28 protein-coding genes and 2 riboswitches are annotated in these 20639 nt (G+C 39.5%); of the genes, 6 read left to right on the top strand and 22 right to left on the bottom strand.

The features are described 5' to 3' along the window. Positions 1-2: 2 nt before the first annotated feature. The 6 genes from sufC to WAM07_RS14295 all read right to left on the bottom strand — a co-directional run bounded on the left by sufC (position 3) and on the right by WAM07_RS14295 (position 4416). Entirely contained in the window at positions 3-788 is a 786-nt protein-coding gene (gene sufC, locus WAM07_RS14320) for a Fe-S cluster assembly ATPase SufC (RefSeq protein ID WP_089751755.1), read from the bottom strand. A gap of 237 nt (positions 789-1025) precedes the next feature. Beyond that, positions 1026-1166 (bottom strand): hypothetical protein, encoded by a 141-nt coding sequence (locus WAM07_RS14315; RefSeq protein ID WP_173380435.1) that lies wholly within the window; start codon positions 1164-1166, stop codon positions 1026-1028. 227 nt (positions 1167-1393) lie between these two features. Beyond that, positions 1394-1759: a carboxymuconolactone decarboxylase family protein gene (locus tag WAM07_RS14310; protein ID WP_422167906.1), complete on the bottom strand. Its 366-nt coding sequence runs from the start codon at positions 1757-1759 to the stop codon at positions 1394-1396. 69 nt (positions 1760-1828) lie between these two features. Continuing rightward, the gene (locus tag WAM07_RS14305; protein ID WP_422167904.1) at positions 1829-2698 is read right to left on the bottom strand and encodes a MetQ/NlpA family ABC transporter substrate-binding protein; all 870 of its coding nucleotides are present in this window, start codon (positions 2696-2698) and stop codon (positions 1829-1831) included. Positions 2699-2729: 31 nt separating this feature from the next. Further along, positions 2730-3398: a methionine ABC transporter permease gene (locus tag WAM07_RS14300; RefSeq protein ID WP_014644166.1), complete on the bottom strand. Its 669-nt coding sequence runs from the start codon at positions 3396-3398 to the stop codon at positions 2730-2732. Further along, positions 3391-4416 carry a methionine ABC transporter ATP-binding protein gene (locus WAM07_RS14295; RefSeq protein ID WP_422167902.1) on the bottom strand — a complete coding sequence of 342 codons (1026 nt, stop codon included), beginning with the start codon at positions 4414-4416 and terminating at the stop codon, positions 3391-3393. Before WAM07_RS14295 ends, WAM07_RS14300 begins: the two co-directional genes overlap by 8 nt. Before the next feature lie 72 nt (positions 4417-4488). Continuing rightward, positions 4489-4597, bottom strand: a riboswitch (SAM riboswitch). A gap of 155 nt (positions 4598-4752) precedes the next feature. Continuing rightward, positions 4753-4861: riboswitch (SAM riboswitch) on the bottom strand. A gap of 75 nt (positions 4862-4936) precedes the next feature. Here WAM07_RS14295 and WAM07_RS14290 point away from each other — a divergent pair. Further along, complete coding sequence (locus tag WAM07_RS14290; protein WP_422167900.1) at positions 4937-5353, top strand: TlpA family protein disulfide reductase; 417 nt, start codon at positions 4937-4939, stop codon at positions 5351-5353. On the opposite strand, the gene WAM07_RS14285 is transcribed toward WAM07_RS14290, so the two are convergent. From WAM07_RS14285 to WAM07_RS14245, 9 genes are all read right to left on the bottom strand, one after another. Then, positions 5346-5672 (bottom strand): hypothetical protein, encoded by a 327-nt coding sequence (locus WAM07_RS14285; protein ID WP_422167898.1) that lies wholly within the window; start codon positions 5670-5672, stop codon positions 5346-5348. The genes WAM07_RS14290 and WAM07_RS14285 overlap by 8 nt on opposite strands. 99 nt (positions 5673-5771) lie before the next feature. Beyond that, positions 5772-6086: a thioredoxin family protein gene (locus WAM07_RS14280; RefSeq protein WP_422167896.1), complete on the bottom strand. Its 315-nt coding sequence runs from the start codon at positions 6084-6086 to the stop codon at positions 5772-5774. A 10-nt stretch (positions 6087-6096) separates the two neighbouring features. After that, positions 6097-6444, bottom strand: coding sequence for a toprim domain-containing protein (locus WAM07_RS14275; RefSeq protein WP_422167894.1), 348 nt, complete (start codon positions 6442-6444; stop codon positions 6097-6099). A 137-nt stretch (positions 6445-6581) separates the two neighbouring features. Beyond that, positions 6582-6965 carry a glycine cleavage system protein GcvH gene (gene gcvH, locus WAM07_RS14270; RefSeq protein WP_422167892.1) on the bottom strand — a complete coding sequence of 128 codons (384 nt, stop codon included), beginning with the start codon at positions 6963-6965 and terminating at the stop codon, positions 6582-6584. A 53-nt stretch (positions 6966-7018) separates the two neighbouring features. Continuing rightward, on the bottom strand, positions 7019-7405 hold the full coding sequence (locus WAM07_RS14265) for an arsenate reductase family protein (protein ID WP_422167890.1): 387 nt from the start codon (positions 7403-7405) through the stop codon (positions 7019-7021). A gap of 143 nt (positions 7406-7548) precedes the next feature. Continuing rightward, positions 7549-9330 (bottom strand): acyl-CoA dehydrogenase family protein, encoded by a 1782-nt coding sequence (locus WAM07_RS14260; RefSeq protein WP_422167889.1) that lies wholly within the window; start codon positions 9328-9330, stop codon positions 7549-7551. Between the two features lie 15 nt (positions 9331-9345). After that, complete coding sequence (locus WAM07_RS14255; RefSeq protein ID WP_422167887.1) at positions 9346-10521, bottom strand: acetyl-CoA C-acetyltransferase; 1176 nt, start codon at positions 10519-10521, stop codon at positions 9346-9348. Positions 10522-10541: 20 nt separating this feature from the next. Beyond that, complete coding sequence (locus WAM07_RS14250) at positions 10542-12941, bottom strand: 3-hydroxyacyl-CoA dehydrogenase NAD-binding domain-containing protein (RefSeq protein WP_422167885.1); 2400 nt, start codon at positions 12939-12941, stop codon at positions 10542-10544. Between the two features lie 331 nt (positions 12942-13272). After that, a complete protein-coding gene (locus WAM07_RS14245) occupies positions 13273-14190 on the bottom strand; it encodes a proline dehydrogenase family protein (RefSeq protein WP_422167883.1) in 918 nt (305 codons plus the stop codon). 236 nt (positions 14191-14426) lie between these two features. On the opposite strand from WAM07_RS14245, the gene WAM07_RS14240 reads away from it, so the two are divergent. Beyond that, the gene (locus WAM07_RS14240; RefSeq protein ID WP_014644178.1) at positions 14427-14693 is read left to right on the top strand and encodes a hypothetical protein; all 267 of its coding nucleotides are present in this window, start codon (positions 14427-14429) and stop codon (positions 14691-14693) included. Positions 14694-14771: 78 nt separating this feature from the next. Then, entirely contained in the window at positions 14772-15044 is a 273-nt protein-coding gene (locus WAM07_RS14235) for a spore coat protein (protein ID WP_422167931.1), read from the top strand. Positions 15045-15337: 293 nt separating this feature from the next. Here WAM07_RS14235 and WAM07_RS14230 read toward each other — a convergent pair whose 3' ends face one another. Then, complete coding sequence (locus WAM07_RS14230; RefSeq protein ID WP_422167881.1) at positions 15338-15544, bottom strand: copper ion binding protein; 207 nt, start codon at positions 15542-15544, stop codon at positions 15338-15340. A 270-nt stretch (positions 15545-15814) separates the two neighbouring features. On the opposite strand from WAM07_RS14230, the gene WAM07_RS14225 reads away from it, so the two are divergent. Continuing rightward, positions 15815-16192, top strand: a complete 378-nt coding sequence (locus tag WAM07_RS14225) for a fluoride efflux transporter FluC (RefSeq protein WP_422167879.1) — start codon at positions 15815-15817, stop codon at positions 16190-16192. Continuing rightward, complete coding sequence (gene crcB, locus WAM07_RS14220) at positions 16189-16539, top strand: fluoride efflux transporter CrcB (protein WP_422167877.1); 351 nt, start codon at positions 16189-16191, stop codon at positions 16537-16539. Before WAM07_RS14225 ends, crcB begins: the two co-directional genes overlap by 4 nt. Positions 16540-16626: 87 nt before the next feature. Here the strand turns inward: crcB and WAM07_RS14215 are convergent, their stop codons facing one another. From WAM07_RS14215 to WAM07_RS14200, 4 genes are read right to left on the bottom strand one after another with little or no spacing between them, the layout of a single operon-like run. After that, positions 16627-17391: an STAS domain-containing protein gene (locus WAM07_RS14215; RefSeq protein ID WP_422167875.1), complete on the bottom strand. Its 765-nt coding sequence runs from the start codon at positions 17389-17391 to the stop codon at positions 16627-16629. Beyond that, positions 17378-18037, bottom strand: a complete 660-nt coding sequence (locus tag WAM07_RS14210; protein ID WP_422167873.1) for a cobalamin B12-binding domain-containing protein — start codon at positions 18035-18037, stop codon at positions 17378-17380. The genes WAM07_RS14215 and WAM07_RS14210 overlap by 14 nt, the downstream gene beginning before the upstream one ends. A 14-nt stretch (positions 18038-18051) precedes the next feature. Next, positions 18052-18417 carry a hypothetical protein gene (locus WAM07_RS14205; RefSeq protein WP_422167871.1) on the bottom strand — a complete coding sequence of 122 codons (366 nt, stop codon included), beginning with the start codon at positions 18415-18417 and terminating at the stop codon, positions 18052-18054. Continuing rightward, positions 18414-18719, bottom strand: coding sequence for an antibiotic biosynthesis monooxygenase family protein (locus WAM07_RS14200; RefSeq protein WP_422167869.1), 306 nt, complete (start codon positions 18717-18719; stop codon positions 18414-18416). The genes WAM07_RS14205 and WAM07_RS14200 overlap by 4 nt, the downstream gene beginning before the upstream one ends. 206 nt (positions 18720-18925) lie before the next feature. Between WAM07_RS14200 and WAM07_RS14195 the strand changes: the two genes are divergently transcribed. After that, the gene (locus WAM07_RS14195; protein ID WP_422167867.1) at positions 18926-19231 is read left to right on the top strand and encodes a hypothetical protein; all 306 of its coding nucleotides are present in this window, start codon (positions 18926-18928) and stop codon (positions 19229-19231) included. 42 nt (positions 19232-19273) lie between these two features. Here WAM07_RS14195 and WAM07_RS14190 read toward each other — a convergent pair whose 3' ends face one another. Both WAM07_RS14190 and WAM07_RS14185 read right to left on the bottom strand, forming a co-directional pair. Next, positions 19274-20083, bottom strand: coding sequence for a VLRF1 family aeRF1-type release factor (locus WAM07_RS14190; RefSeq protein WP_422167866.1), 810 nt, complete (start codon positions 20081-20083; stop codon positions 19274-19276). A 94-nt stretch (positions 20084-20177) separates the two neighbouring features. Next, positions 20178-20639, bottom strand: a 462-nt coding sequence (locus WAM07_RS14185; protein WP_422167865.1) for a hypothetical protein, incomplete at its 5' end; no start/stop codon positions are given.

Raw genomic sequence — 20639 nt, 5'->3', positions numbered from 1 at the left:
AGTTACGCTTTTTGACCAATTGTTTCGTCTTCGATTCCCAATTCTTGCTTAATCCAGTCGTAACCTTCTTCTTCAAGACGTTGGGAAAGCTCAGGTCCGCCTGATTTAACTACGCGGCCTTGCATCATTACGTGTACTTTATCAGGAGTAATGTAGTTTAGAAGACGCTGATAGTGAGTAATGATTAAGCAGCCAAATGCATCGTTACGCATTTCATTGATACCCTTAGCTACGACTTTAAGAGCGTCGATGTCGAGACCAGAATCGATTTCATCAAGAATCGCAATAGCTGGCTGAATCATCATTAACTGAAGGATTTCATTACGTTTTTTCTCGCCGCCAGAAAATCCTTCGTTTAGATAACGCTGAGCCATATTCTTATCCATATCCAATGTTTCCATCTTAGAGTCCATGTCTTTAATGAACTTCATAAGGGAAATTTCGTCGCCTTCCTCACGCTGGGCATTGATAGAAGAACGCAGGAAATCGGAATTAGTTACACCGCTGATTTCACTAGGATACTGCATAGCAAGGAAAAGTCCTGCCTGCGCACGCTCATCCACTTCCATTTCAAGGACATTCTCACCGTCTAATAAGATTTCACCTTGAGTTACTTCATATTTAGGGTGACCCATAATAGCGGAGGCTAGAGTAGATTTACCTGTTCCGTTTGGTCCCATAACCGCGTGAAATTCACCGCCGTTAATTGTAAGATTTACACCTTTAAGTATTTCTAGACCTTCGATTTCCACATGAAGATCTTTAATTTCTAAAGTTGATCCTGCCATAATTAATACCTCCAGTATCTATAGTAATGGAATGGGTTTATTTATTTTAGATAGTAGAACCATTCTCAATTTATTCTCATTATAATCTTATATCATTTAGAAATTGATATCAACTTTTTCCTTCTGATGGAAAACAGCCGATTTTCAACGATTTATGAGTAATATTGCTATGTTTCTACATTATTATAACATGAAAAAATCAGGTGACTAAAGATCACCTGATTTCAAATGCTTAACCTATCTATGCAATTGACGATCTAGTTGAGCAAACATTTTCTGACCTTGTTCAAATTCTTTCTGGCGTTTTTCTTCTACTTTCAAACGTGTATCCAACTTGCTGCTGTACTCGGCATAACTCAGATTATGAGCCTGATGCATGGCTTTTTCCATTTCAGCAGTGTAATTTAAATTCAGTTGGTCACTAATAACGAATCAACCCTTTCAGATTATTTACACAATTCAGAGTACCATAAATCTTTACCCCTGCACAAACAGGGATAAACCCGGAAATTTCTGATTCTAATTGATTCTTTTAAATGAAAGCGTTTGATTCAACCAGTACATATGAATACATCCGTATTCCTTCAGTTTTCTAACTATTCTAACTAATTGACACTGGTATTTAAATCCAGATAAGCATCCTGAACTAAAGTTACAGCCTGGCTCAAAGCCGCGCCTCCGCCAAAAGCAGCTGCTACCCCACATGCCTCCAGTATTTCCTTTTCTGTTGCACCCTGATCGACACAGCCCTTTGTATGATAGATCATACAATACTCATCTTGAGCTACTATGCTTATTCCAAGCGCCATCAATTGTTTTTGCTTCTTGGACAGCTCACCTTCTTTGAAACAAGCTTCTGTAAATTCACTGAATTGATGGGCTACTTCCGGCATTTTCTCAGTGAAATCACCCATACCTTCTTTATAATCATGTAAATATGTCTGCGTCCAATTCATTTGTTGTTCTTGCATCTCATTCTAACCTCCCAATAAAAATAAGTGACTGCAGTTAGTATAAACCGCAGTCACTTATCTTATCCGTTATTCAGAGCTGCCATCTACAGGTACAACAGCTCCATTATATTCTTCCTTCATGAAGGATTGAATTTCTTCTGAACGAAGTACTTCTACTAGTGTTTTTAATGCCTCAGAATCTTTATCTTTACTCTGGGCTGCAATCACATTTACATAAGGGGATTCAGAGCCTTCAAGGATCAATGAATCTTCACTTGGATTCAAGTCAGCTTCAATAGCGTAGTTCGTATTAATCGCTACTAGAGCATCTTCTTCTCGTTTATAAATCTCAGGTAGTGTCGCTGCATCAACGCCGGAGTCAAATTGAAGATTCTTCGGGTTTTCAACAATATCGTCAACTGTAGCATCTACTTTATCTACGCTCTCATCTAATTTTACCAGGCCTTCGCGTTCAAGAAGCGAAAGAATTCTTCCATGGTCAGCTACTGAACGGCTCATCACCAGGGTAGTACCTTCTGGAACTTCATCAACGCTTGAAATATTTTGTGAATAAATACCCATAGGTTCAATATGAATACCGCCAAGATTCACAAAGTCATAATCATTTTCTTGCATTTGTGTTTCTAAATAAGGGATGTGCTGAAAATAGTTTGCATCAATTCGACCCTCTGCTAAGTCCTGGTTGGGAAGCACGTAATCCTGATATTCTTCAATGGTCAGGGTAATTCCTTTTTCTTCAAGCAATGGTTTAGCTTCCTGAAGTACTTCTGCGTGTGGAACACTTGTAGCTCCTACAGCTATTTCAGTAGTTCCTTCTTCAGAACCGCCGTCGCCGCCGCTATCTTCCGAACTTGAGTTTCCTTCATCTGATGAACCGCATGCTGATAAAAGAATAATTAATAATAAAGTAAATATACCGAGTGTGATTTTTTTCATGAATACTCTCTCCTTTTTAGTAATAAAATTTTTATCTTTTATCCAATTTTCTCGAAACGAAGTCCCCGATAAATTGGAAAATGAAAACAATAATCACAATGAGAATCGTGCAAATAAAGACAACATCAAAGTCGCTGCGCTGAAAGCCGTAGAAATAGGCAAAGTCACCTAAACCACCGGCACCGATCGCTCCCGCCACCGCAGTATATCCGATTAAAGCTATAGCTGTAACAGTAATTCCGGAAACCAGAGCTGGCATTGACTCAGGAAGAAGCACCTTAAAAATCAAAGTAGAAGATTTAGACCCCATCGATTTAGCAGCTTCTATGACACCTTTATCCACTTCTTTCAATGCAATCTCAACAAGCCGTGCATAGAATGGCGCGCCACCTATAATTAACGCAGGGAGTGCCGCTTTAGGACCTCGAATAGTGCCAATGAGAAAATCAGTAAATGGGAATAATAACAGAATTAAAATGATAAAAGGTATAGCCCTGAATATATTAACGACTGAAGCAGTTATCCAGTTTAATATCTTGTTCTGCCACAGACCTCCAGGACCTGACAAGTACAGAAGCAAACCTAACAGTAAGCCTAAAATAAACGTACCTGCTACAGAGATAAGCGTCATGTAGAGTGTTTCATTAGTAGCTGTTATCAAATCATCCATAGTGACGTTTGGGAAAAACTGATTAATCATCTGGACTCACCTCCACTTCTACAGAGGTGGATTGAATATATTCAATCGCACGCGTGATTTCTTCTTTATCACCCAAGAATTGAACAAACATTGTTCCATACGCACCCTTTTGGGTTTGGGTGATCTTTCCGTGCAATATGTTTACATCTAGCACAAATTTTCTGGACACTTCACTGATTAAAGCCTGGTTGGTGCTCTCACCTACAAAGTGCAGACGAAGAATTTCACCAGTTTTATAGGTGTCTTTTATGAGTTGAAGGGAATGTTCCCGTTCAGGGTCTCCCATTACCTGATCGACAAACTTCTTGGTAACCTGTTCTTTTGGATAAAGGAAAACATCAAGCACGTCTCCCTGTTCCACAATTTTACCTTGCTCCATAACGGCTACCTGATGGCAAATCTTTCGAATCACATGCATTTCATGGGTGATGAGTACAATTGTCAGTCCAAGCTTCTCGTTAATATCTACTAATAGATCAAGAATAGAATCCGTTGTCTCTGGGTCAAGAGCTGACGTCGCTTCATCACAAAGAAGAACTTTCGGTTTATTCGCTAACGCACGAGCTATTCCAACTCTTTGTTTTTGTCCGCCACTTAACTGAGACGGGTAAGAATTGCCTCGTCCACTAAGACCCACCAGGTCTATTAATTCATTAACACGTTTGGTTCTTTCGCTTTTTGGTACGCCAGCTATTTCAAGTGGAAAAGCTATATTATCGTGGACGGTTCGAGACCACAAGAGATTAAAATGCTGAAAGATCATACCAATCTCCTGACGGGCCTCCCGCAGCTTCCCTTTGTTTAGAGAAGTTAATTCTTGATCATCGATGGTGACCTTGCCGTCCGATGGATCTTCCAGGCGGTTTAGCAGCCTTATAAAAGTACTTTTTCCAGCACCGCTATAACCGATAACCCCGTAAATCTCTCCTTTTTTTATCTGTAGACTAAGGTCGTCGACGGCACGGACCTCCTGATGTTTTGTACGAAAGACTTTGGATAAGCCTTTAATTGAAATCATGTCGTCTTCCCTCCAATAAAAAAACCTCTCTGCTTGAGAACAGAAAGGTTAGCGTAACAATCTTTATCTGTTCTCTCATCTTCACAAGGAATTACCTTGCAGGAATTGGCACCTTGCCAAGTCTTAGCTTGCCGGTTGCCGGGCATCAAAGGGCCAGTCCCTCCGCCTCTCTGGATAAGAGATTTTACTATATTAATTTATTATCACTTTAATACGTGTACGTACTATAAAGAGGATTCTAGCATTGTTAGAATTTCGTGTCAACTTGATAATAATCCTGTAAATTCGACAAAATAAAAACTCTTCGCTATTTAGAAGAGTTCGTTTAAAACGCTCTTCTCATCTACCAAAGTAAGATACTTTGTAGGAATTAGCACCGTGTTCATCTGCATGAACCGGTTGCCGGGCATCAAAGGGCCAGTCCCTCTGCCTCTCTGGATAAGTGAAGATGTCGCTATTAAATTAATGATTATGTTAGCATGGGGCTATAAATTAAGTCAACAATTAAGGAGTGGTCACGTTGAGGAATGCGCCAAGTTTCGAACTTCCATATATCAATAAGGAAGGAACGTATAACAATAAAGAGGATCTGGGGAAAGTCATAGTACTTACTTTTTGGACCTCCTGGTGCCCCGATAGCGGGAAAGATTTACCCAAAAAAGAACAGCTTTATAAAACAATGAATCATGAGAAAGTAAAAATGATAACTATAAATGTAGCAGGACGTGAACGGAGCGAAGCTGAGGCAGAAGAATATGCAGAAAAGTTTTTATCTCAGCCAGCCCTTAAAGACCAAGGACGAACAATTTACGATTTGTATAATAGCGACGGCGTACCCACCACCGTTATAATTAATAAGGATGGTTTTATTCATTCACAATTCGGGGATAAAGCAAATTTCTTATCCGTTGTAGAATCTCTCGGTGAACTTATCTAGCCAATAATAGAAGTGATTCTATAAATAATATATTTCGGTACGCCCCTTGAACTTTAATGGTGGTTTGGGGAAGAGAAGTTAACTTTTGTTCTCCCGCAAATAAAGTTTTCATAATACTACTGGAAGATTGCAAGCGAATATCATTATGCCCATTATCCTGATGATCTGTTTTAAGATGTACACCTGAATGATCTATATACAGGTAAACTTTAAGACTGCCGACCAGAAGAATTACGTTAAGCGTGCGTTCTCGCCAAGTGGGCAAAAGATCTGTTCTCTGGTTCACTTGTTTAACCCAATCTTGTATGAATTCCATCATTGTTAACTCCTCCTTTATTTGTTAAATAAATTCTTGATAAGGAGGAGTCATCCCTTCTAAAATAACGAAGAATCGTTCGTCATTTACCGGGTAATTCATTTATTTTTTTACATATTCAGAAAGTTTGTCGTACATAAAAGGAACAGAATGAAAGGCATAAATTTTCTCTACAATTTCTCCTTGATGGGTTACCAGAAGACAGGGCACACTTTTAATTTGATACGTTTTCATTAAGTCAGGATGCAGCGAAGCATTGCACTCTTTAAATAATTCCCTGTTATATGTGACCTCAATGGTCGTAAGCATTCTTCTCGCCAGGTGGCAGGTTCCACAAAAAGGAGTATGGATGAATGTTAATCCAATGTTTTGCTCTTCTAACTCATGGCCTGCTGACTTGTAATCTATTTCCTGCACTATGATCCTCCTAAATGAGATAAATGGACTTTACTTTAAAGTGCCTATTTAATAAGGCTCTAGCTAATTCGGGCTCCGGAGTGGCTGCCACTTCCCGAAATGCTTTATCTATATAGATGTGTACGGCATGAGGCAGTTCTGCTGACAGCTGTTTTCTTAATTTATAACCGGAGTCGTCTTCATCCACAAGAATATACACCCTGCGCTCGTCGAGATTGTAATCATAGATCAGTTCCTCCATCCGTTCGATGCCAAGTGTTCCATGTGTACAAATTATTTCTATGTCTTCCGCAAGAATTTTTTTGATTTTTCGCTTATCCGTTATCCCCTCAACAATTACGATTCTTTCTCCATCCATTTTCTATCACCCACTATATAGAAACAGACCATGCCAAAGGGGCATGGTCTGAACATGATTAATATGGTACACGATCATGTCAGACAAGGATCATATGTAGCCCTGCCTGTACAATTGCTCATGGTAATTGCTAGACTTTAATCTTCATTAATCATTTCTTCATATTGATCGGATGACATTAATTCATCCATTTCAGAAGAATCGCCTGGTTCCACAATAACCATCCACGCTTTATCATACGGGGATTCATTTACGAATTCAGGGCTGTCTTCAAGCTCTTCATTCACTTCAACAACTTTACCGCTTAAGGGAGCATACAATTCTGAAACAGTTTTCACAGATTCCACACTGCCAAACGGCTCATCTGCTTCAAGCTCGTCCCCTACTTCAGGAAGCTCTACAAAGACAATATCCCCCAGTTCAGATTGAGCGAATTCTGTAATTCCGATACGGACTTTTCCGCCTTCTTCTTTAACCCATTCGTGTTCTTCAGAGTAACGCAGATCTTTAGGTACACTCATTGAAATCCCTCCACTAAATTAAATATAATTTATAACAATTACAAACATAAAAGCTAGCTGCTTTTATTTCCAATGTTCTGCTCACTGCCCCACACTTCCTGAAAATTCTCAGGCTTGAAACCAACAGTGACCTTGTTTCCATCTGTGAGAATAGGCCTTTTAATTAACATGCCATCTGAAGCAAGCCATTCAATCATTTCTTCCTGAGTAGCATCCTTCAGTTTTTCCTTCATATTCAGTTCTCTATACTTTTTACCACTCGTATTAAAAAACTTACGAGCAGGAAGATCACTTCGATCAATTAGTTTTACCAGCTCATCAGAAGTCGGGGGTTCTTCCACAATATGTATGGAGGTATAATTTATCCCTTGTTCATCCAGCCATTGTTTAGCTTTTTTGCAAGTCCCGCATTTGGGGTACCAATAAAAGGTTACCGGCATAACTATCACTCCTTACAGTTGATATATTATATTTTACCATAATGAAGATATTTATTTCATCGGTTAACCTAATTTAATGACTATGCTACTAACAGACAGAAAAAAACCCTGCTTTGAACGATCAAAGCAGGGATAGAATGAATTTATACTACAAATTTTTCTGCTTGTATGAGTGCGGCTGCTATTTCCCGTTTCTTCGCAATTACGTTAATTGGAGTGTGTCGAGTAAGCTTACGCAGTGCACCAAGCATCATTCGCAGGGAGTCCCCTGACTCAGCTGCGATCAATGTCTCTTTCGCATGGGCTTCAATTCGGTTAAATGCTTCTTGAGTGTAAACTTGCGTGTAAAGAAGCTTCAATTCATTTTTGCTTTCACCGGTTTTCTGCAGGGCTTTATCCGTACGTAGAATAGCAGACTCCATGTTATATATTTCTCCTGTAATATCGGCAATATTTACGAGAACTTCCTGTTCATTTTCAATTTTCTCACCATATTTCTGAGCAGCTAAACCAGCTGCAAGTAAAGCTATTTTCTTAGCATTCTTTAATAAATACTTCTCCTGCTCCAAAGGTTCAATACCTGGTTCTTCTGGCATAAGTGTCATAATTTCTTCTTGAAGGGACTGTGCTTTTTGAAGCAATGGAAGTTCGCCCTTCATGGCTTTTTTAAGAAGCGTACCTGGTACAATCATCCGGTTAATCTCATTTGTTCCTTCAAATATACGGTTGATTCGGGAATCTCTATACAGCCTTTCGACTTCATATTCTGCCATAAATCCATAACCACCGTGAATTTGAACAGCCTCATCGACAGCGAAATCCAGTAACTCTGTACCAAAAACCTTGTTCAATGAACATTCAATTGCGTATTCTGCTATGACTTTGGCAACTGCTGCACCATCTTTAAGTTCTTCCTCAGACAGTTTACCCATACTCTGCTCAAACAGCCCCACAGTTCGATATACTGCACTTTCATTCGCATAGGTATTTGAAGCCACGGAAGCAATCTTTTCTTGAATAAGTGGAAAGCTTGCTATCGGAGTCTTAAACTGTTTGCGCTCTTTCGCATACTTCACTGAAAGTTCTACAGCCCGCTTCGCTCCCCCGACTCCTCCAATTGCCAGTTTGTATCGTCCTACGTTTAGGATGTTAAAAGCAATTACATGACCGCGTCCAATCTCTCCAAGAACGTTTTCGGCAGGAACTTCCGCATCTTCAAGAACGAGCGTACGTGTAGATGAACTTTTAATCCCCATTTTTTTCTCTTCTGGCCCTGTAGAAACGCCTGGATAGTCTCTTTCTACAATAAAGGCTGTGAATTTATCACCATCTATTTTAGCGTAAACTACGAAGACATCGGCAAATGCAGAGTTTGTAATCCATTGTTTTTCACCATTTAAAATATAGTGAGTACCCGCTTCATTTAGTTTTGCTGTCGTTTTTGCTCCTAAGGCATCTGATCCTGACCCTGGTTCTGTCAGAGCATAAGCTGCGATCTTTTCACCTGTAGCCAGTACAGGAAGGTATTTTTGCTTTTGTTCTTCATTACCGAAAAACACAATAGGCAGTGAACCAATACCTACATGTGCTCCATGAGTAACAGAAAATCCTCCGCCGCGGGAAAATTTCTCTGTAATTAAAGATGAGCTGATTTTATCTAATTGAAGACCACCGTACTCCTCCGGTACATCTGCTCCTAGTAAACCAAGCTCACCAGCTTGCTTCAGCAATTTTACAGAATGCTCAAATTCATGATTTTCCAGATTATCAATCTTCGGAACGACTTCACCTAACACAAAATCTTCAGCTGTTTTAGCAATCATCAAATGCTCATCTGTGAAGTCTTCAGGTGTGATAACATCCTCAGCCGATAAATCCTCCACCATGAATCCGCCGCCCTTAATCATTTCTTTTAATTCACTCATTTGTTCTTCCTCCTCTTATAGTAACTCAAAAACTCCAGCTGCTCCCATACCGCCGCCAATACACATCGTTACGACACCGAACTGCTCGTTACGCCTTTTCATCTCATGAATTAATCCTAACGTCAGCTTTGTACCCGTGCATCCCAACGGATGACCTAGAGCTATTGCTCCCCCATTAACATTCACTTTGTTCACATCAAGTCCAAGTTCACGTATAACACGGAGGGATTGTGAGGCAAACGCTTCATTTAATTCAAATAAGCCAATATCCTGAATACTTAAACCTGCCATTTTAAGTGCTTTGGGTACTGCTTCAATTGGTCCTACACCCATAATTTCCGGCTCAACTCCTGCTACTGCAAAGGAACGAAATTTCACTAAAGGCTTTAAACCTTCAGCTTCTGCTTTTTCACGATCCATGACGAGAACAGAGGCTGCTCCATCACTCATTTGCGAAGAATTCCCAGCAGTGACCGATCCTTTTGTCGAGAAGGCAGGCCTCAGTTTAGCAAGGACTTCCTTGGTGGTACCAGGTCGTACACCTTCATCCATAGATACCGTTTTTTTACTTTCTTTTACTTTATTATCAGTGCCTAGAACTCTGTCTTCTACCTCAACCGGCACAATTTCATCATTGAATTTCCCTTCTTGAATCGCTTTGGCCGCACGTTCGTGACTTTGCACAGCAAAAGCATCCTGATCGTCTCTTGATATTTCGAAACGCCTTGCTACTTCCTCTGCCGTATGCCCCATCGACATATAATATTCTGGAGCATTCTTGACCAATTCAATATTCGGCTTGATCACATGACCGCCCATAGGAATTAAACTCATAGACTCTGCACCACCGGCGATGGCGGTATCGTTGTGCCCGAGCATAATCTTCTCTGCGGCGTAGGCGATACTTTGAAGTCCTGAAGAACAATAGCGGTTAATAGTAATGGCCGGAACCTTATGGTGGAGCCCAGCTAGCCCCGCTATATTGCGTGCCATATTCATACCTTGTTCTGCTTCAGGCATAGCACACCCAATAATGACATCATCAATGCTTCCTTCGTAGTTACCAGCTCTTTTTAATGTTTCTTTTATGGTTAGTGCAGCAAGATCATCAGGACGCGTGTGGGCAAACGCTCCTTTTTTGGCGCGGCCCACAGGTGTCCGTGCTCCTGCAACAATGACTGCTTCCTTCACGGTTACTCCCCCTTTAATAATTAGTTACGAAGCGGCTTTCCTTTCATCAGCATGTGCTGCATCCGTGCTTGTGATTTTGGTTCACCGATCAAACTTAGAAAGGCTTCGCGTTCCAGGTCTAATAAGTATTGTTCATCTACAAGTGAACCTTCTTTTAACCGGCCGCCTGCAAGAACGAATGCCAGTTTTTCAGCGATTTTCAAGTCATGTTCACTTGCATATCCACTTAGCAATAGTGATTTGGCACCTAACAGCATGGTGGCATATCCTTGTTCTCCAACCACAGGGACTTTTGTTCTTTTCGGTGCTGTGTAACCTGAATCAGCCAGACCGATCACCTTCTGTTTAGCATCATGCAGCAAGTGATCACCATTTGAACTAATAGCATCCAGCTGATCAAGAAAACCGTTTTCTCGGGCTTCTTCAGCCGAAGTAGAAACCTTAGCCATCGCAATTTTCTCAAAAACATTGTTGGCTACTTTTTGAAGATCAAAGTCTACCCCTTCAGGAATATTTCTAAGATGCTTCATGTAAAGCTCTTTATTTCCTCCGCCTCCCGGAATCAGTCCTACTCCTGGTTCTACCAGCCCCATGTAAGTTTCAGGCGATGCCTGCACAGCATCAGATGGAAGACAAACTTCTGCACCTCCACCAAGCGTCATACCAAAAGGTGCTGAAACAACTGGTTTGTCGGAGTACTTCACTTTCATAAGTGCATCCTGGAAGTTTTTAACCACCATTTCGATTTCGAAAAAGTTATAATCCTGAGCTTCCATAAGCATCATCCCAAGATTTGCACCCACACAGAAGTTTTTACCTTGATTTCCTATGACCAGCCCCTTGTAGTGCTCGTCAACGTGATCTATCGAAAAGTTAATCATTTGGATAATATCCAGCCCTATCGCATTACTTTGGGAATGGAATTCCAGACAGGCCACATCGTCTCCTATATCTATTAAGCTTGCTCCCGCATTCTTTTTGATTACGTCACTTGTTTCTTTAACTCTCTTTAAATTAATATTCTTTTTATTGAAAATCTGCTGTTTATACTCCGCGTTATAGTAAAAGTAAACGTTTCCATTTTCCTTTTTATAAAACGTGGCAAAATCTTTATTCAGCATATCTTCTATCCAGTCAGGTACGCTTTCTCCCTCTTCCTTCATACGGGTCACGGAAGCTTGAACTCCGATGGCATCCCACATTTCGAATGGTCCCATTTCCCATCCGAATCCCCAGCGCATCGCTTCATCGATGGATGGGACGTCGTCAGCAATTTCTCCATACAACTCAGCGGAATAAAGAAGCACGGGTTTGACTATGGACCAGATTAAATCTCCTGCTGGGTCACCTTTAGCATTCACTAACGCTTTTAGTTTGCGCCCTGATCCTTTTTCCTGTTTAGCCATTTCTGTCGCTTTTGTCTTCAATTTTCCTCGTTTTTCATATTCCATAGTTTCAGGATTTAACTGTAATATTTCACTACCATCCTTACTTTTTTGTTTCAGGAAGAAGCCCTGACCGCTTTTTGCACCCAACCAGCCTTTTTCAAGCATCTGGTTCATAAATTCAGGGATTTCGAAAGCCTTTTTCTCTTCTCCTTCTACCTGGTCGTGAACGTTATTGGCTACATGAATGAAAGTATCCAGTCCAACTACGTCCAATGTTCGGAAAGTAGCACTCTTTGGCCGGCCAATCATTGGACCGGTGACAGAATCAACTTCCCCAACGCTGTATCCTTTTTCAAGCATTTTCTGTACGGTTACAAGTAACCCATATGTCCCAATTCGGTTCGCTATAAAATTCGGTGTATCTTTAGCTTCTACTACCCCTTTACCAAGTACGTCCTCCCCAAAAGTTTTTATAAACTCAAGAACTTCAGGATCCGTAGCTTCGGTAGGAATTACTTCAAGCAGCTTTAGATAACGCGGCGGATTAAAGAAGTGAGTGCCTAGAAAATGCTTTCGAAAATCTTCACTGCACTCGGCTGACATGGCTTCAATGGAAATTCCTGATGTATTGGAACTTACAATTGCTCCCTGCTTTCTATGCTGATCCACCTCTGCTAACACTTTCTTTTTAACTTCTAAATTCTCTACGACTACTTCAATAATCCAATCCACTTCACTGAGTTTTTCCATGTCATCACTCATGTTGCCGACTTCAATTAAATTCAGGCTGGCTTTACTGGTAATCGGAGAAGGTTTTTGTTTTTTTAAAGCCTCTTTATTCATTGAAGATATCCGGTTTCTCACCGCTTTGTCTTCAAGTGTTTTTCCCTGTTTTTTCTCACGATCGTTCAATTCGCGAGGAGTAACGTCGAGCATAAGTACTGGAATTCCGATATTTGCTAAATGTGCGGCAATTCCGGCCCCCATGACACCAGATCCCAAAACAGCTGCACGCTTTATTTTACGATTCATACTATGTCCCCCTATCCATTTGAATGAATACTCATTCATTTTGTAACCAAAAAAATAAATGTTGCTGAGTTCGTATCTAATACTAATATAAATTATTTTCTGACATTTCGCAATCCTTTTTTCTACAATATGCTGGAAATATTTCATTTTGAATCCAGAATAAAAGTAAGCCTATACTTTTCTCGACTGCGTCCACTATAACTGCAGGATCAGCATTCGCCAATGACTATCTTATCATTAACACCTGAGAGTAGGTTCCTAAGATATATTATAATCAATAAAAAAGATCGTGTCACAGCAAATTTTTGTCATGACACGGCTTTGGCGCTCTTTATTTTCCAAGTACACCTTTCAGAACAAAGGCTACGTTCGCTGGACGTTCAGCTAAGCGTCGCATAAAATAACCATACCAATCATTACCATAAGGGACATACACTCTCATTTTATACCCCTCTTTCACAAGTTCCTCCTGCCTTTCAACACGGATCCCGTAAAGCATTTGAAATTCAAACTGGTCATTAGATATATTATTTTCTTCCACTAACCGTTTCGTGTATTCAATAATTGCATCATCATGGGTCGCAACAGCTGTATAGTTTCCATTTAAAAGGTGCATTTTGATAATCTTTTTATAGTTCTCATCCACATCTTTCTTTTCGGGAAACGCAACTTTGGGAGACTCTTTATAAGCTCCTTTCACTAAGCGGAGGTTCGGGTCATATTGATTGAGATCTTCCACATCTTCCGCCACTCGATAAAGGTAGGCTTGAAGTACAGTGCCAATGTGAGTGTAATCAGCTCGCAGCTTCTTAAAAATCTCAAGCGTTTTATCACAGCGATCATGGTCTTCCATATCAATCGTTACAAATACATCTTCTTTCTCAGCTACATCCAGAATGCGCCGCATATTCTCCATTACGAGTTCTTCTGAGATATCCAGCCCCATAGAAGTAAGCTTTAATGAAAGTTGTGAATCCAGGTGATGCTCACCTATCGCTTTAATAGCTTCGATGCACCCATCGGCTGCTTCCCGAGCTTCTTTTTTACTATCAATAAATTCTCCCAGGTGGTCGATGGTTACTGACATCCCTTTATCATTAAGCTTTTGAATGGTATCAACTGCATTTGGAATCGTTTCACCTGCTACAAATCGACCAGCGCCGAATCGGAGACCATATTTTTTTGCTAACTTTGTAAAGAAACGATTTTTGGAGAGAAACAAAAAGAAATTTCGTAATATTTGTTCCATCAAACTTCCCCCTACTACCAATTTTATCTCTTTTACCATTAATTAAATGTAAGAAAATTGTGTTTTGTAAACGAAAACACACTCTTATTTTATCATCTTTTAAGATAAATGGGTACATACTCGAAGCTTCACGCTGCGAATTTTGCATGTTTTTCCATTAATATGGGTTTATTTATGATAGAAAGTAATTATTTTGGAATACTACAAAAGAATTTTTAAAAGGAGGTAGAGATAATATGCAACAACAACAAAACCAACCGTCTTCTATGCAGCAGGCTCAACCAATGGCGCAAGTTCCAGAAGTCGTAAGTACGAAAGACCAGCTTTACATTACGGATATGCTTTCATGGAATTTGAACGCCTGCAAAAAAGCTCACTTTTTTGCTCAGAACTGTCAAACTCCTGAAATCCAATCAGCTTTAGAAGAAGCGGGACAGATGCATCAACGACATTACAATAAAATCCTGACTCACCTGGATACCCAAACTCAAAAACCTAATTAATTAATGGAGGTTCTTCGATTGAATCAAACATCAAGCAAAATTCAAAATCCCGAGACATCTGTACCTAAAACACCTCAGATGAATGAGCGTGACTTTTTAAATGACCAATTAACCACGGAAAAATACATGACCGCTTCTTATAACATTGCTTTAAATGAAGCGAGTAATCAGTCGCTTTACCAGGATCTTGCAACTATTTTTAAAGAAACGCAAGATTGTCAGCGTAACTTATACAATCTCATGTTCAAAAACGGCTGGTATGCTGTGGAACAGGAGCAGCAGCAAAAAGTTCAGCAATCGTATCAGCAATTCAGCGGCTATAAATCACAGCTTCCTTACACCGTGCAATAACCTTCTCACTTTAAGCTAGCTCATTGAGTTAAGCAGAGAGACTTCTAAAAGAGAGAAATGGGTATAGGTACCACCGCCATTTCCCAGTGGTATCGTTTCTTCAAGATCCTTCGATCAATGTAATTATACTCATTGACTGTAAAGACGAAGAATCAGCACGTTAAACGAGGAACCCTCATATATAATTGAGTAATCAAATCAAGCGGTCGCCTATATTAAAAAACTCAATGAAGATTCCACAAAGCCAATAACAAAAAATGAGACACCCGGCATTAATAACCGGGTGTCTAAAATTAACCTACTGCTTCATACCCTTGTGCTTCAATTGTTTCCTTCATCATTCCTTTAGATACATAAGCTTCGTCATACATAACATCTACTTTACCACTGGTTAAATGTACCTCTACTCCGTGAACCCCTTCTAATTTTTCAAGAGATTCCTTTACTGTTTTTTCACAGTGCTCACAACTCATACCGTTTACTTCTAATGTTAGATCCATTTTTTTCACAGCCTTTCTATTTCATTTAATAATTGGAATACATACTGAGTAATGAGTTAAACTTTCTTCTTCTATCGTTTAACTCCTCTTAGATTTACTATTCCACAATTTTGCGATGGAATAACATCTGAGGATTGAATTTTTCAGAAGCTTCTATTATAAAGGCTGACACCAACCATTTTTAAATATAAACTGAAGGAAGTTGGAAAGATCTACTTAAGTTAATTAATACTGGTTTTTCCCTTTTTACTACAGTTAGGAGATTTCATTATGAGAAAGTACATATATTTAGGTATCGCTTGTGGGGGCGGAGCGGGCGCAAGTTTACGTTATATTATTTCGAATCTATTTCCTTTCCATGGAGGCTTTCCTTATGGGACATTCATAGTAAATATGCTCGGCTGTTTTCTTTTAAGCTTTATGTATCATTTTTTCTCTAAATTTTTCACAAAAGCCCGTGTTCTACAGAAGGCCGTAACGACCGGATTTATTGGATCCTTTACTACATTTTCAGCCTTCACTTCTGAATTTGTACAATTTATTTTTACGAACACTTATTTAGCATTATTCTACATAATGGGGACACTTCTGCTTGGAGGTATTATGACTATTCTTGGTTCCCAGTGGGGAAAGAAGTGGTTTATATGAGTATTTTGCTCGTATTTTTTGGTGGGATGATTGGTGCCGTAGCTCGATTTGAAGTAAGTAATCTCTTAAACGGTAAAAGTGATTATCCTTTAGGTACAGCAGCCGCTAATATTTCAGGAGGGTTACTGCTGGGGATTCTTATTCGCCTGCAGGAAACTGTTGGTCTGGGAGATTGGCTGTGGCTGCTATTGGCTGCTGGATTTTGTGGGGGTTATACTACCTATTCTACTTTCAGCTACGAGGTCTTTCATTTAATTGAACAAGGACAATGGAAGAAAGGATTAATTTATGCTGGAACCTCGCTTATATTAACGGTGACTGGCCTCTTTTTCATTCTCTTTATCTGACCTTAGAATAAAATAAGAACTTTACGCCCATGATGGCGGAATCCATATATAACCCCTCGATTTCTCTTATTTTAGAAATCGAGGGGTTCATTGTGCACAGTATTTAGCTACAGCCTGCTGCAGCGAGTGCATATAATTTATTTCCAGCGGAAGCTTTAAGTCATTCAGTAGTTTTGCCTGATGCGGCTGGATGCCTATAATAATTATTTCCGCTCCCATATAAAACAGAGACTTCATCATATCTGTTAGAACATGAATCCCATCTCTATTAAATTCACCTACTGCTGTGAAATCAAATAGCAGTCGATCAATCCCTTCTCTCTGCGAGGACTTCAGTAAACTATCTTCTACAGCGTGCATTTTCTCTTTGGTAATATCTCCAAACAAGGGGATCATCGCTGTGTCCAGCGAAAGCACAATAAATGGAGCGGATAAACGATTGCTTTGCTCGATCGCTTCTTCTAATTTCTCCTTCTCTTCAAGAAGTTCAAAGTTTGTGTCATTTAAACGGCTTCGAAGCTGAGTTAATGTGTGGGTAACCTTAGACAGTCGCTCATCTTTCACGTGTAATAGAACTTCAGCATATAAATCATTCTGCCACGAGACGTACATATCAGCCGTTTTTATAGAATCCTGCTTATCCAGAGGTTTTAAATGAACTTCCAGGGAGGCTTTTTGAATCTCTGGTTTCACCGTTTCTTTTACTTTTGAGAGACTCGCTTCATCAAAAATATCAAGCAAATGTTCTTTCATACCGTGCAAGTCACCAGCTTCTTTAGAATAAGCATATATATAGAAGTTTTTATTGATGCGATAGTAAGGCAGGGGAAAAACGCGTTCAACTTGTTTCATTTATTGCGCCTTCCCTTCCTTCATTAAACCACTGATATAAATGATTTAAATCTTTAACCACCATAACCTGTGCGGATTCGAACTCATCCAATTGAAACTTCTTAGCCATACGCCCGCCAATCATAACCAGAGGCTTCCACTCCAATTCCATGAAACGGTGGATGACTTTTTTTAGCACCGGCAGGCGATAGGACAAAGCAGCTGATAATCCAATGACATCAGGACGGAATTTTTCAATTTGACTCATAGAATGCTCCATTGATAAATTCGGACCAAGGTATCTTACTCTCCACCCTTGCTCTTTAAAGGTGTCGGCAACCATCTTCAGACCAATGTAATGCTGCTCGTCTTCAACTCCGAACAACAGAGCTTTATAATTCTTTTGGTGCTTGCCTTTAATCGGTTTGAGTGCGGACTCTAATCTGGATAAAGAAAAATCACAAATAGCCGTTGCCAAGTGCTCGTCAGCAACAGTTATTTTATTTTGTTCCCATAGTTCTCCAATATAATACATAGCCGGGGTAATGATTTCTTCATAAAGAAACGCTTTCGAATGAACCTTTATGAGTTCTTCCATATAGTCTAACGCCCCATCTTCATCTCCACTTAAGAAGTACTGGGCTAGTTGTTTATGTTGTACATTCACTCCTGTTCACCTCTTTATTCTGAACGAGTACGTAAATAATCTAGGGCTTGCTGTAAAAAATCTATATATACTTTCTTTTCATATGAATCCTCGAGATCTGATTGCTCCAATAATCTTATCAACCGTTCGTAGTTATCAATGATTAAAGCCGTACCTACGCCTCTTGCAGTCAAGACACTGTTCAGCCATTCTGTATAATCTATAAAAAATGTAACACTACCCATCTCATAAGCGGTCTTTAAGTGGTCAAGGTGATGATAATTGTCCTCTTCCGTTCGATCTTTGCCATGCTGACCAAATTTCTCCCAAAGATATGGATAATCATGATAAATCTCTGTAACCACCTGGTTTACCAACAGCTTTTGCTCCTCTTTCTTCACAGAGCGACCACCTCATATTTGGAAACTTTCGGTACAATACCCTGTAATTCCTGGTCAGGATACTGGCGTTCCATTTCATGAATTTTTTTAAACTGGTCGCTTCTTGCCCACTTCAAGTAAGCACTTTTAGATTCCCATTCCAGATGTACAGTTAATTCTCCAGGTTTTCGCTCTTTTTGAAGTAGTTGAAAAGAAATAAATCCCTCGGCCTGATCAACCATACGAGATCGCTTTTTATATATATTAATTAATTCCTCGGCTTTATGCTCTGGCACTTCTACAGTCGAGTCAACTACAAACATTTAAAAGTCCCCAATCATTGCTCGTTTTCGATAAATACTATTTTATCATACTAATGAAATGTATGTAGAATAGATCACCCTTAGCTTATAATCTTGAACGACTTAATCTGACAATATGGAAGAAAAGAAATCAAAATACGCCGAAGGGTTTAACCTTAGGTTCAGCGAAGGCGTAGTATAGTACACTTTTTGAGGAGGCAAAGCTGTTGAAAGAATTTATTCTGAATAACCTTAGCAGGGTTAAAGCTGAAATACTTTACTCAGAAGCATGTAGGAACCAGTCAAGAATCAGTCAAAAATCTCGTCTAGCAGGTATGGAGCTAGCCTATTCAAATATGTTGTTTGTATTAACGGGAAATCAAACATTTGTAGATTTTAAGGATACAGACCAGGCAAAGAAATTTGTAGATCAATCCGTGAAACAGCATGTACGGAAAGGATTTCGTGTGGGTAATGAGGCGTTAGATAAATTGCTGATTTTGGAGTACGTAACTGATAAAACAAGGTATTAAAAAAAGACACCGGGCACTGCCCGGTGTCTCTATAAATCTAACTTAGTATTTGATGACTTCATCGATCACATGCATTTCTTCATGATCGAGCAAGTTTTTGTTAACCATATCTTCAGCTTCTTTGTTCATATTATCCTGTAAGTCTTTAAGTTCTTCTTTATCACCGACAAGATAAAATCTTTCCCATTCGTATTTCTTAGCCAGCTTATCAATCTTAGGAGCAACGCTCTTATACCAACGGTAACGGTTATGTTCAAAGCGTTCTTTATACTCATCTCCCTGAGAAGATTTCGCTCCACCAGAGCCCATAGATGGTTGGGCACGATGAGGACCCTGATGCTGTCTCCAGTCCTCAGTATTTAAATCAAGCTCAAATATTTGAGTATCATTCAGCATACCAAGTTCAGCGTCAATCACTTTAATCTGATCTTTTTGAGTTAATACAATTCCTGTTTTAGGGAAAGAGTTACGCATTTCTTTTAATTGATCCAGAACAGGAGTTTCCTCCCAGTAAAATTCAGTTTTTACTGGCATTTGGAAACGTTCAGCAAACCAGACAGTTTCATCTGCGGTTGCGAACAGGACTACACTTTTAGCAAAGTGCTGTTCGTTTTCCTCAATGAACTGTTCTACTTTTTCCTTCACAGCCCAATAATTTCGTTTTTCCTCTGAATCTCCATCTTCCTGAAGATAAGATTCAAAGTTATTTAATCCATTTTTCAAGTGTATCTTCCATTCCCCGCCTTGTTGCTCCGGGTCAGAAGGGTCGGTGTTTAAATACATTGAAAATACTTTTTGTGGTTTCTCTAAATGAATTTGCTCTAATTTCTTAATTTCTTTGTTTAAATCCATAAAACAGCGACTCCTTTCAAGTGCTAAATTAACTTCTAGGAAGTATGTTTCCTGAAATAGGAGCGCTTAAACTCTATTCATATAATTTTAGTTGTTATTTTTTATTTTCTTTGGAAGCCAATTGTTTTTCCAATTCTCTGATTTCGTTATAAAAAAGGGATTCCTCTTCTTTTGACAGCTGTTCATTTCCATAGCGGACTTTTTGATATAAATGGATATTATTTGCCGTAATCCCAATCCGGTCAAACCATTTTTGGATGGGCTCATTATATTTACGGCCAAGCCCGCATTTTTGAGCATAGCGCTCAAATTGCAAGAAATGTTTTCTTACTGGACCGTCAGCAGGGCTTCGTTTAAATCTCCAAACTGATTTATGATCCTCATCGCCATACTGAAGATCATCGCTTTTATAAGTTAACATTTGTCGATCTACTCGATCAGTCCTTTTCTTGTTCCTTAGACGGTACATAATATACAAAATGAGAATAATACCAACGATTAGCAAAATAACCGTTCCCGTCTGCGCTGCCTCAGCTAATTGCTGCGAGGGTTCACT

Origin of the sequence: Halobacillus sp., assembly GCF_049282395.1 — a bacterium.
Taxonomy (GTDB): domain Bacteria; phylum Bacillota; class Bacilli; order Bacillales; family Halobacillaceae; genus Halobacillus.
This window is presented reverse-complemented; position numbering and strand designations above follow the sequence as displayed.

What these genes read in the sequence shown, in the direction of transcription:
- WAM07_RS14200 (WP_422167869.1), bottom strand. Translation starts at nt 18,719, where the DNA reads ATGTTTGTAGTTGACTCGACTGTAGAAGTGCCAGAGCATAAAGCCGAG.
- WAM07_RS14260 (WP_422167889.1), bottom strand. Translation starts at nt 9,330, where the DNA reads ATGAGTGAATTAAAAGAAATGATTAAGGGCGGCGGATTCATGGTGGAG.
- WAM07_RS14190 (WP_422167866.1), bottom strand. Translation starts at nt 20,083, where the DNA reads ATGGATTTAAACAAAGAAATTAAGAAATTAGAGCAAATTCATTTAGAG.
- WAM07_RS14240 (WP_014644178.1), top strand. Translation starts at nt 14,427, where the DNA reads ATGCAACAACAACAAAACCAACCGTCTTCTATGCAGCAGGCTCAACCA.
- WAM07_RS14275 (WP_422167894.1), bottom strand. Translation starts at nt 6,444, where the DNA reads ATGGATGGAGAAAGAATCGTAATTGTTGAGGGGATAACGGATAAGCGA.
- crcB (WP_422167877.1), top strand. Translation starts at nt 16,189, where the DNA reads ATGAGTATTTTGCTCGTATTTTTTGGTGGGATGATTGGTGCCGTAGCT.
- WAM07_RS14245 (WP_422167883.1), bottom strand. Translation starts at nt 14,190, where the DNA reads ATGGAACAAATATTACGAAATTTCTTTTTGTTTCTCTCCAAAAATCGT.
- WAM07_RS14225 (WP_422167879.1), top strand. Translation starts at nt 15,815, where the DNA reads ATGAGAAAGTACATATATTTAGGTATCGCTTGTGGGGGCGGAGCGGGC.
- WAM07_RS14310 (WP_422167906.1), bottom strand. Translation starts at nt 1,759, where the DNA reads ATGCAAGAACAACAAATGAATTGGACGCAGACATATTTACATGATTAT.
- WAM07_RS14215 (WP_422167875.1), bottom strand. Translation starts at nt 17,391, where the DNA reads ATGAAACAAGTTGAACGCGTTTTTCCCCTGCCTTACTATCGCATCAAT.
- sufC (WP_089751755.1), bottom strand. Translation starts at nt 788, where the DNA reads ATGGCAGGATCAACTTTAGAAATTAAAGATCTTCATGTGGAAATCGAA.
- WAM07_RS14235 (WP_422167931.1), top strand. Translation starts at nt 14,772, where the DNA reads ATGAATGAGCGTGACTTTTTAAATGACCAATTAACCACGGAAAAATAC.
- WAM07_RS14295 (WP_422167902.1), bottom strand. Translation starts at nt 4,416, where the DNA reads ATGATTTCAATTAAAGGCTTATCCAAAGTCTTTCGTACAAAACATCAG.
- WAM07_RS14300 (WP_014644166.1), bottom strand. Translation starts at nt 3,398, where the DNA reads ATGATTAATCAGTTTTTCCCAAACGTCACTATGGATGATTTGATAACA.
- WAM07_RS14265 (WP_422167890.1), bottom strand. Translation starts at nt 7,405, where the DNA reads ATGCCGGTAACCTTTTATTGGTACCCCAAATGCGGGACTTGCAAAAAA.
- gcvH (WP_422167892.1), bottom strand. Translation starts at nt 6,965, where the DNA reads ATGAGTGTACCTAAAGATCTGCGTTACTCTGAAGAACACGAATGGGTT.
- WAM07_RS14315 (WP_173380435.1), bottom strand. Translation starts at nt 1,166, where the DNA reads ATGCATCAGGCTCATAATCTGAGTTATGCCGAGTACAGCAGCAAGTTG.
- WAM07_RS14230 (WP_422167881.1), bottom strand. Translation starts at nt 15,544, where the DNA reads ATGGATCTAACATTAGAAGTAAACGGTATGAGTTGTGAGCACTGTGAA.
- WAM07_RS14305 (WP_422167904.1), bottom strand. Translation starts at nt 2,698, where the DNA reads ATGAAAAAAATCACACTCGGTATATTTACTTTATTATTAATTATTCTT.
- WAM07_RS14250 (WP_422167885.1), bottom strand. Translation starts at nt 12,941, where the DNA reads ATGAATCGTAAAATAAAGCGTGCAGCTGTTTTGGGATCTGGTGTCATG.
- WAM07_RS14285 (WP_422167898.1), bottom strand. Translation starts at nt 5,672, where the DNA reads ATGATGGAATTCATACAAGATTGGGTTAAACAAGTGAACCAGAGAACA.